This is a genomic window from Variovorax sp. GW821-FHT09D05 (genome assembly GCF_059416325.1).
Genome location: NZ_JBWKOZ010000001.1, coordinates 281901 through 295712, shown reverse-complemented (window position 1 = coordinate 295712; position 13812 = coordinate 281901). Strand labels below are relative to the sequence as shown.

Annotated in this window: 14 protein-coding genes; 9 read left to right on the top strand and 5 right to left on the bottom strand. The window is 67.8% G+C overall.

All coding sequences use genetic code 11. From position 1 onward, the window contains the following. Window positions 1–68 precede the first annotated feature (68 nt). The 3 genes from AC07O3_RS01345 (at window position 69) to AC07O3_RS01335 (ending at window position 2866) form a co-directional block, all read left to right on the top strand. Window positions 69–1226: a DSD1 family PLP-dependent enzyme gene (locus tag AC07O3_RS01345; RefSeq protein ID WP_495338383.1), complete on the top strand. Its 1158-nt coding sequence runs from the start codon at window positions 69–71 to the stop codon at window positions 1224–1226. 124 nt (window positions 1227–1350) lie between these two features. After that, window positions 1351–2610 carry an acyl-CoA dehydrogenase family protein gene (locus AC07O3_RS01340; RefSeq protein WP_495338382.1) on the top strand — a complete coding sequence of 420 codons (1260 nt, stop codon included), beginning with the start codon at window positions 1351–1353 and terminating at the stop codon, window positions 2608–2610. Between the two features lie 34 nt (window positions 2611–2644). Continuing rightward, a complete protein-coding gene (locus tag AC07O3_RS01335; RefSeq protein ID WP_495338381.1) occupies window positions 2645–2866 on the top strand; it encodes a hypothetical protein in 222 nt (73 codons plus the stop codon). Between the two features lie 10 nt (window positions 2867–2876). Here AC07O3_RS01335 and AC07O3_RS01330 read toward each other — a convergent pair whose 3' ends face one another. Together AC07O3_RS01330 and AC07O3_RS01325 are read right to left on the bottom strand one after the other, a co-directional pair. Further along, the gene (locus AC07O3_RS01330; protein ID WP_093052086.1) at window positions 2877–3191 is read right to left on the bottom strand and encodes a hypothetical protein; all 315 of its coding nucleotides are present in this window, start codon (window positions 3189–3191) and stop codon (window positions 2877–2879) included. Between the two features lie 365 nt (window positions 3192–3556). Continuing rightward, a complete protein-coding gene (locus tag AC07O3_RS01325; protein ID WP_354337864.1) occupies window positions 3557–4387 on the bottom strand; it encodes a crotonase/enoyl-CoA hydratase family protein in 831 nt (276 codons plus the stop codon). A gap of 93 nt (window positions 4388–4480) precedes the next feature. Here AC07O3_RS01325 and AC07O3_RS01320 point away from each other — a divergent pair, with 93 nt between their 5' ends. The 3 genes from AC07O3_RS01320 to AC07O3_RS01310 are packed head-to-tail and all read left to right on the top strand — an operon-like array spanning window position 4481 to window position 7267. After that, window positions 4481–6349, top strand: a complete 1869-nt coding sequence (locus tag AC07O3_RS01320; RefSeq protein WP_495338380.1) for a PhoX family protein — start codon at window positions 4481–4483, stop codon at window positions 6347–6349. 38 nt (window positions 6350–6387) lie between these two features. Beyond that, a complete protein-coding gene (locus AC07O3_RS01315; RefSeq protein ID WP_495338379.1) occupies window positions 6388–6786 on the top strand; it encodes a DUF488 domain-containing protein in 399 nt (132 codons plus the stop codon). A 22-nt stretch (window positions 6787–6808) separates the two neighbouring features. Further along, window positions 6809–7267, top strand: coding sequence for an Lrp/AsnC family transcriptional regulator (locus tag AC07O3_RS01310; protein ID WP_307614549.1), 459 nt, complete (start codon window positions 6809–6811; stop codon window positions 7265–7267). Here the strand turns inward: AC07O3_RS01310 and AC07O3_RS01305 are convergent, their stop codons facing one another. Further along, window positions 7268–8170 carry an SDR family oxidoreductase gene (locus AC07O3_RS01305; protein ID WP_093052098.1) on the bottom strand — a complete coding sequence of 301 codons (903 nt, stop codon included), beginning with the start codon at window positions 8168–8170 and terminating at the stop codon, window positions 7268–7270. 152 nt (window positions 8171–8322) lie between these two features. Here AC07O3_RS01305 and AC07O3_RS01300 point away from each other — a divergent pair, with 152 nt between their 5' ends. Continuing rightward, window positions 8323–9195: a CoA transferase gene (locus AC07O3_RS01300; protein WP_495338378.1), complete on the top strand. Its 873-nt coding sequence runs from the start codon at window positions 8323–8325 to the stop codon at window positions 9193–9195. Between the two features lie 4 nt (window positions 9196–9199). On the opposite strand, the gene AC07O3_RS01295 is transcribed toward AC07O3_RS01300, so the two are convergent. Beyond that, on the bottom strand, window positions 9200–10114 hold the full coding sequence (locus tag AC07O3_RS01295) for a hypothetical protein (protein ID WP_495338377.1): 915 nt from the start codon (window positions 10112–10114) through the stop codon (window positions 9200–9202). A 149-nt stretch (window positions 10115–10263) separates the two neighbouring features. On the opposite strand from AC07O3_RS01295, the gene AC07O3_RS01290 reads away from it, so the two are divergent. Both AC07O3_RS01290 and AC07O3_RS01285 read left to right on the top strand, forming a co-directional pair. Then, entirely contained in the window at window positions 10264–10644 is a 381-nt protein-coding gene (locus AC07O3_RS01290) for a tautomerase family protein (RefSeq protein WP_093052106.1), read from the top strand. A gap of 17 nt (window positions 10645–10661) precedes the next feature. Then, window positions 10662–11333 carry a DUF1294 domain-containing protein gene (locus AC07O3_RS01285; RefSeq protein WP_495338376.1) on the top strand — a complete coding sequence of 224 codons (672 nt, stop codon included), beginning with the start codon at window positions 10662–10664 and terminating at the stop codon, window positions 11331–11333. 3 nt (window positions 11334–11336) lie between these two features. Here AC07O3_RS01285 and AC07O3_RS01280 read toward each other — a convergent pair whose 3' ends face one another. Then, complete coding sequence (locus tag AC07O3_RS01280) at window positions 11337–13727, bottom strand: YgiQ family radical SAM protein (protein ID WP_495338375.1); 2391 nt, start codon at window positions 13725–13727, stop codon at window positions 11337–11339. Between the last annotated feature and the right edge of the window lie 85 nt (window positions 13728–13812).

Here is a 13812-nt window from a genome sequence, read left to right as displayed (position 1 = left end):
AGGCATTTCGGTGCGATCATCTCGCCCCGATCTCCTCCACAAAGCGCCTCCACGAAGGCTTTTCCCCGATGCCCCAAGACCTGCTGCAAGTCAACGCGCCGCTGATCGGCGTTCCCGGCGGACGCCATCTTCTGGACACCCCCGCCCTGCTGATCGAGCTGCCCGCGATGACGCGCAACATCGAACGAATGGCCGCCTTTGCCAAGGCCCGCGGCGTCAACCTGCGCCCGCACGTGAAGACGCACAAGTCGGTCGAGATCGCACGGCGCCAGGTGGCGGCCGGCGCCGTCGGCGTGAGCTGCGTCACGCTGGGCGAGGCGGAGGTGATGGTCCAGGGCGGCATTCCGGGCGTGCTCATCACCTCGCCCGCAGTCACGCCGAGCAAGATCGCGCGGCTCATCAAGCTGGCGCAGCGCGCGCGCCCAGGCGACGTGATGGTGGTGGTCGACAACCCGCAGAACCTGGCCGACCTGGCGCGCGCCGCGAGCGAACTCACGCACCCGCTCGACGTGCTGGTGGACTACGGCGCGGGCTACAACCGCACCGGCGCCGCCACGCAGGCGAAGGTGCTCGAGCTGGCGGCGCTGGCAGCTGCCGAGCCACGCCTGCGACTGCGCGGACTGCAGTCGTATGCGGGCAACCTGCAGCACATCGTGTCGCGCGACGAGCGCAGCGCGGCGGCGGCCGGCCTGCGCGAAACCGTGGCGGGCATCGTCGCGGCGGCAAAGCGGCAGGGCCTGAACTTCGACATCGTGACGGGCGCGGGCACCGGCACGCACGACCTCGATTCGCAGGAAAACGCGTTCACCGAACTGCAGGCGGGCTCGTATGTGTTCATGGACGCCGAATACACGAGCGTGCTGGCCAGCGGCGAACAGCCCTCGCCCTTCGACGTCTCGCTGTTCGTGCAGACGGCGGTGGTCAGCACGAATGCGCCCGACTGGGTGACGGTGGACGGCGGCACCAAGTGCTTCTCGACCGACAGCGGCGTGCCGCTGGTGGCGAAAGGCGCCGACGCGTCGAGCTGCTACGCCTTCTTCGGCGACGAGCACGGCAAGCTGATGCTGCCCCCGGGCTCGCAGGCGCAGCGGCCCGCGCTGGGCGCTCGCGTGGAGTTCATCACCCCGCACTGCGACCCCACGGTCAATCTGCATGACGCATACCACGTGGTCGAAGGCGGCACGCTGGTTGCCATCTGGCCGGTGGACGCGCGCGGCAGGCGGTAAGGGATAGGAACGGGCGGCATAAGAAAACTCGAAAAGCGTATTTCACAAGGACCCCGCCGCGGGGGACAGTCGGGCGCCTGTCTCTCTCTCTTTCCGGGCGCCCTTCCGGGGCCGCCCAGCCTCCATGGAATCCATCCAAGCAACGACGCGACCCGCAACGCATGCCCCGGGCGTGCAAGCGCCTTCCTCGCAGCAGCTCGCAGCCCGCTTCCGCCCCGTGTTCCAGCGCATCGCCGAGCATGCGGCGCAGCGCGAGAACGAACGCGAGCTCGCCTACGAGCCCGTGGCCTGGCTCAACGCAGAGCGCTTCGGCGCGCTGCGTGTGCCGCTCGAACATGGCGGCCTGGGCGGCTCGGTCGAACAGCTCTACGACCTGCTCATCGAACTCGGCGAAGCCGACTCCAACCTGCCGCAGATACTGCGCGCGCACTTCGGCTTCATCGAGCGGCTGTTCGCGGAGATCGACCCCGCCCTGCACGGCCCATGGATGCGCCTCGCGGCCGAGGGTGTGATCTTCGGCAACGCCACCACCGAGCTTGGCGAAGGCCCGCTCGGGGCACTGCAGACCACGCTGAAGCGCGACGGCGACGCGTGGCGGCTCGATGGCGACAAGTACTACAGCACCGGCACGCTGTACGCCGACTGGATCTCGGTTTCGGCCCAGCGCCTGAACGACGACGGCAGCGGCGATCGCGTGATTGCGCTCGTGCCGGCCGAAGCACAGGGCGTGGAGCGCGTGGACGACTGGCGCGGTTTCGGCCAGCGGCTGAGCGCATCGGGCACCACGCGCTTTCGCAACGTGCGGGTGAAAGCCGAGAACGTGCTGCTGTACGTGCGCGACCAGCCCACTCCGCTGACCGCGCATTTCCAGCTCACGCACCTCGCCACGCTGGCCGGCATTGCCCGCGCCATCGTGCGCGACGCCGTGGCCTTCGTGCAGCCACGCAAGCGCGTCTACAGCCACGGCAGCGGCGACACGCCGCGCGAAGATCCGCTGGTGCAGCAGGTCATCGGCCAGCTTGCGAGCACGGCGTTCATCGCGACCTCGACCGTGCAGGCCGTGGCGCGCGGGCTGGGCGAAGTCGACCGCTTCCGCCAACGCGGCGAAGCCGTGCCCGAAAGCCTGCTGTTCGAGGTAGAGCTGAACACCGCCAAGGCACAGGCCGGCATCGTTGATGCGGTGCTGCAGGCGGGCACGCGGCTGTTCGACATCGGCGGCGCCTCGGCGCTGCAGGAAGACCGACGGCTAGACCGGCACTGGCGCAATGCGCGCACGCTGGCGTCGCACAACCCGACCATCTACAAGGGGCGCGTGGTGGGCGACCATCTGCTCAACGGGGCAAGGCCGACTTTCTATTGGGCGGTGGGAAGCAGCAGCGCTTAAAGTCGCGGGTCTTTCACCGGACCCGTCTTCTTTCATGCGCCGATTGCTGCCCGCCCTTCTTCCCCTCGCCACCGTCATTGCCGGCTGTGCCACTCCCGTGACCGGCGTGGTGCGTCTCTACGACGGGATCCTTCGGGCGGCGAGTCCGCAGGAAGCGGAGGCCTACTGCCGCAAGGACGGAAATCCGATCCGCTTCCTGGAGCAGGCCGATGCGCCGAACACACCGGGCAGCGGCGTGCTCTTCAGGTGCGACTGAAGGGAGTGCGTCAGACGCGCGGAAGCGCCGCCAGGAAGGTGGACACGACAATCGCGGCGGCGCGGTCGAGCTGCAGGATGTCTCCCACTTCGAAAGCGTGCGGCGCTGTGCGTCCACTCGAACCGAGTGGTTTGCGGATCTCGACAAGAACTTCGGCCGCCAGCTCGCGGTCACTGCGCGGCTGGCCGTCGGGGTGCATCACCCATTCATCGACTTGATCGAATGGAATGCTGCGAAAGACCCCCACGATGGGGATGTACTTGTAGCGATCCTCGCCCACCAGAATGGGCACGCTGAGGTTGCAAAAAAACGTGGTCGTCGACATGCAGGATCGCCGTCGCTAAGCAAAGCTTTCAATTGTTAATGAGTGCGCTGTCAGGAGCCATCCTCCGCGGAAGCCATCAGAGAGGAAGACGTGACCTTCTGCACACAAATTGCCTCCATTCCCGTTCATTCTCCCTTTAAAACAACTACTTAATTCTTACACAAAGACACTTGAAAAGCACTTTGCATTCTTTTCGGCTGTTTGGGCGCGAGATTGAAGGGCCCGCCCACAGGCAAACGCGGGCTCGACTGCACCCGTAGAAGATGGGGTGCGAGGGTGCGCGAAGTTCGGCCCCGGCGGGCTGGGGGATTACCCGGCTGCCCGGGCACAAATGATGAGTCGCACGGGCCCGGGAGCCCGGCGGATCAGGCCGGAGCGCTGAAACGCGGCGCGCGCCGCTCGATGTTGGCCTTCACGGCTTCGACCTGGTTCGGGCTGCCGATCAGGGCCTTCTGCTCTACCGACTCGGCCAGCAGCATCTCGGCTGCGCTGTGCGATGCCGACGCGTTGAGCAGCCGCTTGCCGGCGCGGATCGCGTCGGGGCTCTTGCCGGCGATCTCGTGTGCCATCTGCAGCGCCTCGGCCAGCGGATCGGCTGTGACGCGGGTAGCGAAGCCGATGCGCAGGGCTTCCTCGCCCGAGAAGATGCGGCCCGTGAAGGTGAGTTCGCGCACCACGTCGCTGCGGGCGAGTTCGCGCATCAGCACCATGCCGGCCATGTCGGGCACCAGGCCCCACTTGATTTCCATCACCGAAAGCTTGGTGTCGGGCGCGACGATGCGGATGTCCGCACCCAGCGCTACCTGCAAGCCGCCGCCGAAGGCCACGCCATGCACGGCGGCAATGACCGGCACCGGCACCTCGCGCCAGACCATCGCCACCTGCTGCGCGGCGTTCGAGATACCGTGCGTGCGCACCAGCAGGTCGGCGCCGGCAGCGCCCTCGCCCAGCACTCCGGAGCCCGCGCCTTGCTGCTGCATGCGCTCGAAAGACGCCATGTCGAGCCCCGCGCAGAAAGCCTTGCCGCGGCCCGAGATCACCACGGCCCGCACCGCCTTGTCGTCGCGCAGCGCCTCGCCGGCTTCGATCAGCGCGTCGAACATCGCGGGGTCGAGCGCGTTCATCTTGTCGGCGCGTGCGAGCTGCAGTTCCACCACGCCGTCGGCGTGGCGGGTCCATTCGATGCGGTCGGTCATTCGATGTCTCCTGGGCGGTTGCCGCGCCAGTATCGCCGGGTGCGGCGCCCGGCGATGATCGTGGCTGTCGCCTACACAACAACACCCACTGCCATGCCCCTGGATCGTCGTCACTTTCTTCTGCAATCGGGCTCCGCCGCTGCCGTGGTGGCGCTCTTCGGCCAGGGTTGCGCCGTGCCTTCCTCGCACACGGGCCGCGGCAACGTGCTGGGTTTCACGGGCGTGCCGGCCTCGTTGCGCGACGGCATCGTCGTGCCGCCCGAATACGAGTGGCAATTGCTCTATCCCTGGGGCACACCCGCCGGCGTCGCGGGCAGCATGCCGGCCTTCGCGCCCGATGCCGGCAACAGCGCCGACGACCAGGCCGTGCAGGCCGGCATGCATCACGACGGCATGCACTTCTTCGCGCTCGACGCAAGCGGCGACCGCGGCCTGCTCGTGATGAACCACGAATACACCGACGAGCAACTGCTGCACACCGACGGCGTCAAGGCGTGGACTGCCGAGAAGGTGCGCAAGTCGCTGCACGCCATGGGTGTCTCGGTGATCGAGATCCGGTGCACCGGCCAGGGGTGGCAGCAGGTGCGGCCCTCGCCCTTTGCGCGTCGCGTGCACGGCAACACGCCGATGCGCATCACCGGCCCCGCCGCGGGCACGCCGCTGATGCGCACTGCCGCCAACCCGGCGGGCGACGCGGTGTTCGGCACCTTCGCCAACTGCGCAATGGGCGTCACGCCCTGGGGCACCTACCTCACCTGCGAGGAAAACTTCCATGGCTATTTCGGCGGCCCGAAGGAAGCGGCTCAGGGCGCGACGGCGGCGCAGCGCCGCTACGGCACGGTGGCCGGCTCGCAGTGGGTCGAGTACTGGCGCTTCGACGAGCGCTTCGACCTGAGCCGGCATCCGAACGAGCCGCACCGCTTCGGCTGGGTGGTCGAAATCGACCCCTTCGATCCGACCGCCGCGCCCATCAAGCGCACCGCACTCGGCCGCAAGCGGCAAGAGAGCGCCACCTGCACCGTCGCCAGGGACGGCCGGCTGGTGGTCTACATGGGCGACGACTCGCGCTTCGAATACATCTACAAGTTCATCAGCCGCGAGAAGGTGCGTCCCGGCACCGATGCCGCCGCTCGTGCCGCCAACCGCCACCTGCTGGACGACGGCACCCTCCACGTGGCGCGCTACGACGCCGGCGGCCGCGGCCGATGGCTCGAGCTCGTGCACGGCCGCGACGGCCTCGACGCGGCGCACGGCTTCGCCGACCAGGCCGAGGTGCTGATCCATGCGCGGCTGGCGGGCGACGTCGTAGGCGGCACGAAGATGGACCGCCCCGAGTGGATTGCCATCCACCCGCAAAGCGGCGAGGTCTACGTCACCCTCACCAACAACAGCCAGCGCGGCGACGCCGGCAAGCCCGCCCCCGACGCGGCCAACCCGCGTGCCAACAACCTCTTCGGCGGCATCCTGCGCTGGCGCGAGGACGGCGGCGACGCCGCCAGCACCGGCTTCGCCTGGGACCACTTCGCGCTCGCTGGCGATCCGGCACAGCCCGGCAGCGGCGCACGCTATCCGTCGGGCGATGCCGACATGTTCGGTGCTCCCGACGGCCTGCACTTCGACCGGGGTGGCCTGCTCTGGATCCAGACCGACCTGAGCGGCCAGGTGCTCGGCAAGCCGCCCTACACCTCGCTGGGCAACAACCAGATGCTGTGCGCCGACCCGGCTTCGGGCCGCATCAAGCGCTTTCTTACCGGGCCCAACGGCTGCGAGATCACGGGCTGCGTGGTCACGCCCGACCGGCACACGCTGTTCGTCAACATCCAGCATCCGGGCGAGGCGCGCGACGACGGCGACACCAGGCACAACAGCGCCTGGCCCGATGGCACCGAGCCGGGCAGCGCGCGGCCGCGCTCGGCAACGCTGGCAATACGCCGGCGCGACGGCGGTATCGTCGGCACCTGAGACATCGACTCAAAGCCCAAGGGAAAAGGAAGAACACCATGAGCATCCGCATCGTCCGCCTGGGCACCCCGCGTGCGCCCGGCGAAGGCCTGCGCGTCGGCACCGTGCGCCGTCCGCCGCGTGGCGTTCCGAAGACCGAGTTCGCCTCGCAGGACTGGTACGACGTGTGGTACCCGAACCTCGCGCCCTCCGTCGAGACGATGAAGCAGGCGCAGGAGGCCCAGAAAGCCGACTCGCCCGCGCAATGGAACGCCTTCGTGCGCAAGTTCAAGGCCGAGATGGCCGAGTCCGACGCGAGCCGCAGCCTCGACCTGCTGGCCGCGCTGTCTCACGGCACGGCCCTGTCGGTAGGCTGCTACTGCGAGGACGAAGCGCACTGCCACCGCTCCGTGCTGCGCAGCCTGCTGGCCGAGCGCGGCGCAGACATTGCGGACTGAGCAAGGGCAAAGCGAACCTCGCATGAACATCGACAGGAAAGACCGGCAGATCCTCGAAGCGCTGCAGGCCGACGCGCGCCAGAGCCTGGCCGCGCTGGGCAAGCGCATCGGCCTCTCGCAGCCGGCCATGAGCGAGCGCGTGCGCAAGCTCGAAGAGGCCGGCGTGATCGAGGGCTACGGCGCGCGCGTCAACCTGCGCGCGCTGGGTGTGGGCCTGCAGGCCATCATCCGCATCGACACCACGCACGCGGGCATCGCCAAGTACCTGAAGCTGTTCGACGCCATGCCCGAGGTGCTGAGCGCCGACCGCGTGACCGGCGAAAGCTGCTTCATCGTGCGCTGCGCGATCGCCGAGCCGGCCGACCTGGAGCGCGTGGTGGACGCGCTGGCAGTCGACGGCTCGGTAACAACGTCGCTGGTGCTGTCGAGCCCGGTGAACAAGCACGTCACCGTGCAGGCGGCCAGGACGCCAAAGAAGTAGTCAGCGCTGCGCCTTGTCCTTCTGGTTCTGCGCCTCGATGCGTTCGCGCGCGGCCAGCCAGTCGGCGTCGCTCCACTGGCGCAGTTCGTAGAAGTTGCCGCCGGTGGCCAGCGCATTGCCGCCGTCCATCATGATGCTCTGGCCCGTGAGCCAGTCGCACTGCCCCGGCGCCATCAGGAAGGAAGCGAGGTTCTGCAGCTCGCTCATGCGGCCGGTGCGCGCCATCGGGTTGCTCTGCTTGCTGCGCGCGCCGGGCTCCTCGCCAGGGTTCAGGCGCTTGCTCATGCCCTCGGTCGGAATCTCGCCGGGGCCGACGGCATTCAGGCGGATGCCGTGGCGCGCCCACTCCACCGCGAGCGACTTGGTCATCACCTCGATGCCGGCCTTGCTCATGGCCGAGGGCACGACGTAGGGGCTGCCGTTGTCGACCCAGGTGACGATGATGCTCATCACGCTGCGGAAGGCATCGCCCTGCTTCCACTGGCCCGACTTGGCCTGGGCCACCCAGCGCTTGCCCACGGCCTGCGTCACGTAGAAGCTGCCGTGGAACACGATGTTGGCGATGGCGTCGAAGGCGCGCGGCGAGAGGTTTTCGGTCGGAGAGACGAAGTTGCCCGCCGCGTTGTTGACGAGCCCCGTGAGGCCGCCGCTCTGGAACAGGCTCTCGACCATCTCGTCGACCTGCTGCGCGATGCGGATGTCCACGCCGAAGGTGTCGATGCGCCGGCCCGGGAACTGCTGCCGCCATTCGGCCGCGGTTTCTTCGCAGACCGACTGGCGCCGGCCGCAGATGGCCACGTCGGCGCCAAGGCTCAGGAAGCGCTCGGCCATCGCGCGGCCGAGGCCCGTGCCGCCGCCGGTCACGAGGATGCGCTGGCCGTTCATCAGGGAAGCTTCGAACATGTTTCGTCTCCTTGGTCGTTGCGGCAGCGGCAAGGACGAGCGCTGCCATGGCGCATGCTACGCGCGCCGCCTCGATGGCGGCTTGCGGAATCTGGCTTCCCACTCCGCACGGGTGAGAATGGCTGCTGGCCTGTTTTCCGGATCGACGCCCCATGTCCAGCCCCACCCAAGACTCCTTCCAGCCGCTAGAAGGCGTGCGCGTGCTGAGCCTTGCGCTCAACCTGCCCGGGCCGGCCGCGTTGCTGCGCTGCCGCGGAATGGGCGCCACCTGCCTGAAGCTCGAGCCGCCGGGCGGCGACCCGATGGCGCTCTACAACAAGCCCGCGTATGCCGCACTGCACGAAGGCATCGCCATCGAAACGGCCGACCTGAAGACGGACGCGGGCCAGCAGCAACTGCACGCCGAACTCGCGAAGACGGACGTGCTGCTCACCTCGTTCCGCCCTTCCGCGCTGCGCAAGCTCGGCCTCGATTGGCCTGCGCTGCAGGCGCGCCATCCGTCGCTGTCGCAAGTGGCCATCGTCGGCGCGCCGGGCGAACGCGCCGAGGAGCCGGGCCATGACCTGACCTATCTCGCCGAAAGCGGACTGGTCACCGGCACCGAACTGCCGCCAACGCTCTACGCCGACATGGGCGGCGCACTGCTCGCAAGCGAAGCGGTGTTGAAGGCCATGCTGCTGCAGTCGCGCAAGGCGGGCGGCGTGTACCTCGAAGTGGCGCTGAACGCCTCGGCCGACTGGCTCGCCCTGCCCCGCACCTGGGGGCTGACGCAACCCTCGGGCACGGTCGGCGGCGCGCATGCCGGCTACCGCGTCTACCCCTGCGCCGATGGCCGCGTGGCCGTTGCCGCGCTGGAGCCGCATTTCGCCAGCCGGCTCTGCGAGGCGGCGCAGATCGACTCGCGCGACATGCTGGCGCCGGCCACGCACGAAGCGCTGGCCGCATGGCTGGCGACGCGCACGCGCGCCGAACTCGAAGCCATGAGTCGCGAGCGCGACGTGCCGCTGCTCACGCTGGCCAGCTGATTCATCAGCGACTGGCGCCGTCGCGCTGCCGGTCTTCGCGCTTGAGCGCGAGGTAAGTGTCGAGATCGACTTCGTGCAGCTGGCGCGGGTACTGCTCGGCCGCCGCGAACCAGCGACGCTGCCGACGGTCGGCCTGCTCCGGCCCCGGCGCCGAGAGGTAGGCGTCCAGCGTCAGGAAGTAGCGCATCGCATTGCGCTCCACCAGCCCGCGCAGGCCGCGGATGTAGTCGGGCTGGCCTTCCGGCGTCTTGCCCAGCACGGTAAAGCCCACCTTGTCGCTGCCGAAGGTCGCCAGGTAGGCCATGGTGCCCAGCCGCACCATGGTGTTGTGGTCATAGCTGTAGCTGAAGTGCAGGAAGCTCTTGCGCTCGTCGAGCGCCACGGCCTCCAGCGTGACGCGATAGTTGCTGGTGCCCAGCGGCCCGCTCTCGGCCGACAACTCGACCATCAGGTGCTCGGGCGTGGCACTGGCGACCCGGTAGACGAACGGCAGCTCGAAGGCCTGGTCGATGGGCTTGTCATAGCGCCGCACCACGTAGAGCGTCAGCATCTCGCGTCCCTGCGGGCCGCTGGCCGTGCTGCAGCGCCGGTTGTTGATGTGCAGGGTCAGCACCTCGCACCAGTGGGCCGACCCCTTCAGCGCGGTGCCGATTTCCGCGAGCGGATGCTCGACCACGGCGTAGACGTCGCCCTGCAGGCCATCGGCCGTCTCCATGGAATCGAGCTGCACGGGCCGCCCGAAGCTGCTCTTGTCGAGCTTGTCGCTCAAGCGCTGGTGCGTGGCGCGCAGCGCCTGGGCGGAAGAATTCTCCGGTGCGGCGGCAAGCGCCTGTTGCGCCGAGGCTGCGAGCAGTAGCAGCAGCGCTCCCGCCAGGGTGCGCATCGTCCATGAAGCCGACGGGTAGTACGAACTGCTCATGGACCACACCATACAGCGGACCGCCCCACCCTCGCCTTCAGTCGGACTGCGTGGGCTTGCTGCGCCGCACCAACAGCGGCATTGCGCCCGCCATGGCCGATCGATACGGGATGTACCTTAGGCTTCCACTCTTTTTCGAGGAACCACAGATGCCACTCGTCCGGATCGATCTTTCCAATGACAGCCCCGAGACCCTGGGTCCGGCCATCGGGGATCTCATTTATCAGGCCATGCGGGACACCATCAACGTGCCGGAAGACGACAAGTTCCAGGTCATCACGCGGCACGAGGCACGCGAGCTGGTCCATCCGGCAAGCTACCTCGGCGTTGTCTACTCGCCGGGCTTCGTGCTGATCCAGATCACGCTGAATCACGGAAGAACGACGGAGATGAAGAAAGCCTTCTACAAGCGCGTGGCCGACGATCTGCACGCCCGGCTGGGCATCCGGCGCGAGGATGTCTTCATCAACCTCGTCGAGGTGGCGAAGGAGAACTGGTCGTTCGGAAATGGCGAGATGCAGTACGCATAGCGGCGAGAATCCCGCCGATGAAACGCCAGGGCACGCTAGTTCGATGGGAGAAAGACCGGGGCTTCGGCTTCATCCGCTGCCCCGAAATCTCCGCCGATGTGTTCGTGCACCTGCGCGACTTCACCGACCGGGGCACCACGCCGCAGGTCGGCATGAGGGTGAACTTCGAGGAGATCCATGTGGGCGGCAAGGGGCCGCGTGCGATGTCGGTGCAGGCAGCCGGTGCGGCGCGGCAGCGGCAGCCGCAATCACAACCGCAGCGGAGGTCCGCGCCGCCTCGCCGGCAACCTGATCGCTCGGTGCGTTCCTCGGCCTCTTCTTCGTCCCCTTTGCCGATGGTTCTTCTGCTCGTGGCGTACGGCGCGCTGCTCGGCTATGGCGTGTGGGCAGCACGCCTTCCACCAATCGCGCTTGGCGTATTGGCGCTGCTCAGCCTGCTGACTTTCTTCATCTACGGCTTCGACAAGAACGCAGCCGAAACAGGCCGCTGGCGCACCGCGGAGAAAACGCTGCACCTGCTCTCGCTGATCGGGGGTTGGCCGGGCGCCTGGGTCGCGCAGCGGCTGTTTCGCCACAAGGTGCGCAAGGCGAGCTTCATGGCGGGCTACTGGGCCACGGTGCTGGCACACATGGCGGCCGTGGGCGCCTGGGTCGGCAAGCTGCTGCCAGCGGGACTGCTGGCGTTCTGAAACTCAGCGCGGCTTGCGGATGCTGCCGCGTACCGGGCCGGCAGCCTTGCGCGGCGCCGCGGCCGAGCCGTTGTCGCGTGGCGGCAGGCCGGTGTGCTGCGTGAGGATGCGGCCCTTCGAGGGCTTCACCGGCGTCAGCTTGACCGGCGCGGACTTGTTGACCGCCGGTGCGACGGTCGAATTCTTGCGACGCGCGCTCGTGTAGCCGCCATCGGTCAGCGGCTGCCACGTCGGGATGAGGTGGTGCTTGCCGTTGCCGATCAGGTCGGCGCGGCCCATGCTCTTGAGCGCCTCGCGCAGCAGCGGCCAGTTGTTGGCGTCGTGGTAGCGCAGGAAGGCCTTGTGCAGGCGGCGGCGCTTGTCGCCGCGCACGATGTCCACCGTCTCGCTCTCGCGCGTGATCTTGCGCAGCGGGTTCTTGTTGGTGTGGTACATCGTCGTGGCCGTGGCCATCGGGCTCGGGTAGAACGTTTGCACCTGGTCGGCGCGAAAGCCGTTCTTCTTGAGCCAGATCGCGAGGTTCATCATGTCCTCGTCGCTGGTGCCCGGATGCGCGGCAATGAAGTACGGAATCAGGTACTGCTTCTTGCCCGCCTCGGCCGAGTACTTCTCGAACATCTGCTTGAACTTGTCATAGCTGCCGATGCCGGGCTTCATCATCTTCGTGAGCGGGCCCTGCTCGGTGTGCTCGGGCGCGATCTTCAGGTAGCCGCCAACGTGGTGCTGCACCAGCTCCTTCACGTACTCCGGCGACTGCACGGCCAGGTCGTAGCGAAGGCCCGAGCCGATGAGAATTTTCTTGATGCCCTTCAATGCACGCGCCCGACGGTAGATCTTGATCAGCGGGTCGTGATTGGTGTTGAGGTTCGGGCAGATGCCCGGGTACACGCAGCTGGGCTTGCGGCAGGCCGATTCGATCTCGGGCGACTTGCAGCCGATGCGGTACATGTTGGCCGTGGGGCCGCCGAGGTCGGAGATGGTGCCGGTGAAGCCCTTCACCGAATCGCGGATGGCCTCGACCTCCTTGATGATCGAATCTTCCGAGCGGCTCTGGATGATGCGGCCCTCATGCTCGGTGATCGAGCAGAAGGTGCAGCCGCCGAAGCAGCCGCGCATGATGTTCACGCTGAAGCGGATCATTTCCCACGCGGGGATCTTGGTCGCGCCGTCGTGGCTGCCGTTTTCGTCGGCGTAGCTCGGATGCGGGCTGCGCGCATACGGCAGGTCGAACACGTGGTCCATCTCGGCCGTGGTGAGCGGAATGGGCGGCGGGTTGATCCACACGTCGCGCGCAGTGGCGCCTTCGCCGTGCGCCTGCACCAGCGCGCGGGCGTTGCCCGGGTTGGTTTCGAGATGCAGCACGCGGTTGGCGTGCGCGTAGAGCACCGGGTCGCTGCGCACCTGTTCGTAGGCCGGCAGGCGGATCACCGAACGGTCGCGCGGCGGAACGGCGATCTTGCCGCGGGGCTGCAGCGCCGGGTTGGGCACGAAGTTCAGCGGCTTGATGGCCGGGTTGACCACCGAGCCGGCGGCTTCGGCCGCCTTGGCAACGGCGTCAGCCTCGTCTTCCTTCGCGCAGGTGGCGCCGTTGGCCTTGGCCTGGTCGGACACCATCAGGTAGGGGTTGACGTGCGCTTCGACGCGGCCGGGTTCGTCGACGCTGGTGGAGTTGATCTCGAACCAGCCCTCGGGCGTTTCGCGCCGCACATAGGCGGTGCCGCGCACGTCGGTGATCTGCTGCACCGGCTCCTTGGCGGCCAGGCGGTGCGCGATCTCGACGATGGCGCGCTCGGCGTTGCCGTACAGCAGCAGGTCGCACTTCGAGTCGACGACGATGGAGCGGCGCACCTTGTCCGACCAGTAGTCGTAGTGGGCGATGCGGCGCAGGCTGCCTTCGATGCCGCCGAGGATGATCGGCACGTCGTTCCAGGCTTCCTTGCAGCGCTGCGAATACACGATGGCCGCGCGGTCGGGGCGCGAGCCGCCGACGTCGCCGGGGGTGTAGGCGTCGTCGCTGCGGATCTTCCGGTCGGCCGTGTAGCGGTTGATCATCGAATCCATGTTGCCGGCAGTCACGCCGAAGAACAGGTTCGGCTTGCCCAGTGCCTTGAAGGGCTCGGCGCTCTGCCAGTCGGGCTGCGCGATGATGCCGACGCGGAAACCTTGCGCCTCCAGCATGCGGCCGATGACCGACATGCCGAAGCTGGGGTGGTCGACGTAGGCGTCGCCCGTGACCACGATGATGTCGCAGCTGTCCCAGCCGAGCGCTTCCATTTCCTTGCGCGAAGTCGGCAGGAACTTGGCCGTGCCGAAACGGGCCGCCCAGTACTTGCGGTAGCTGGTCAGCGGCTTGGCGGCGCGCGCGAAAAAGGAGACGTCGACGGGGGCGTTCATCGGTGAGAGTAGACAGCGCCGTGGGAGCGCCGTTGTGGGCAACCCTCGATTTTAGGGTTTTCCATCATGTCTGTCGCGGCAAACA

Coding starts and splice junctions, on each gene's coding strand:
- AC07O3_RS01305 (WP_093052098.1), bottom strand. CDS start 8,170: ATGTTCGAAGCTTCCCTGATGAACGGCCAGCGCATCCTCGTGACCGGC.
- AC07O3_RS01320 (WP_495338380.1), top strand. CDS start 4,481: ATGCCCCTGGATCGTCGTCACTTTCTTCTGCAATCGGGCTCCGCCGCT.
- AC07O3_RS01345 (WP_495338383.1), top strand. CDS start 69: ATGCCCCAAGACCTGCTGCAAGTCAACGCGCCGCTGATCGGCGTTCCC.
- AC07O3_RS01325 (WP_354337864.1), bottom strand. CDS start 4,387: ATGACCGACCGCATCGAATGGACCCGCCACGCCGACGGCGTGGTGGAA.
- AC07O3_RS01310 (WP_307614549.1), top strand. CDS start 6,809: ATGAACATCGACAGGAAAGACCGGCAGATCCTCGAAGCGCTGCAGGCC.
- AC07O3_RS01340 (WP_495338382.1), top strand. CDS start 1,351: ATGGAATCCATCCAAGCAACGACGCGACCCGCAACGCATGCCCCGGGC.
- AC07O3_RS01300 (WP_495338378.1), top strand. CDS start 8,323: ATGTCCAGCCCCACCCAAGACTCCTTCCAGCCGCTAGAAGGCGTGCGC.
- AC07O3_RS01315 (WP_495338379.1), top strand. CDS start 6,388: ATGAGCATCCGCATCGTCCGCCTGGGCACCCCGCGTGCGCCCGGCGAA.
- AC07O3_RS01290 (WP_093052106.1), top strand. CDS start 10,264: ATGCCACTCGTCCGGATCGATCTTTCCAATGACAGCCCCGAGACCCTG.
- AC07O3_RS01335 (WP_495338381.1), top strand. CDS start 2,645: ATGCGCCGATTGCTGCCCGCCCTTCTTCCCCTCGCCACCGTCATTGCC.
- AC07O3_RS01280 (WP_495338375.1), bottom strand. CDS start 13,727: ATGAACGCCCCCGTCGACGTCTCCTTTTTCGCGCGCGCCGCCAAGCCG.
- AC07O3_RS01295 (WP_495338377.1), bottom strand. CDS start 10,114: ATGAGCAGTTCGTACTACCCGTCGGCTTCATGGACGATGCGCACCCTG.
- AC07O3_RS01285 (WP_495338376.1), top strand. CDS start 10,662: ATGAAACGCCAGGGCACGCTAGTTCGATGGGAGAAAGACCGGGGCTTC.
- AC07O3_RS01330 (WP_093052086.1), bottom strand. CDS start 3,191: ATGTCGACGACCACGTTTTTTTGCAACCTCAGCGTGCCCATTCTGGTG.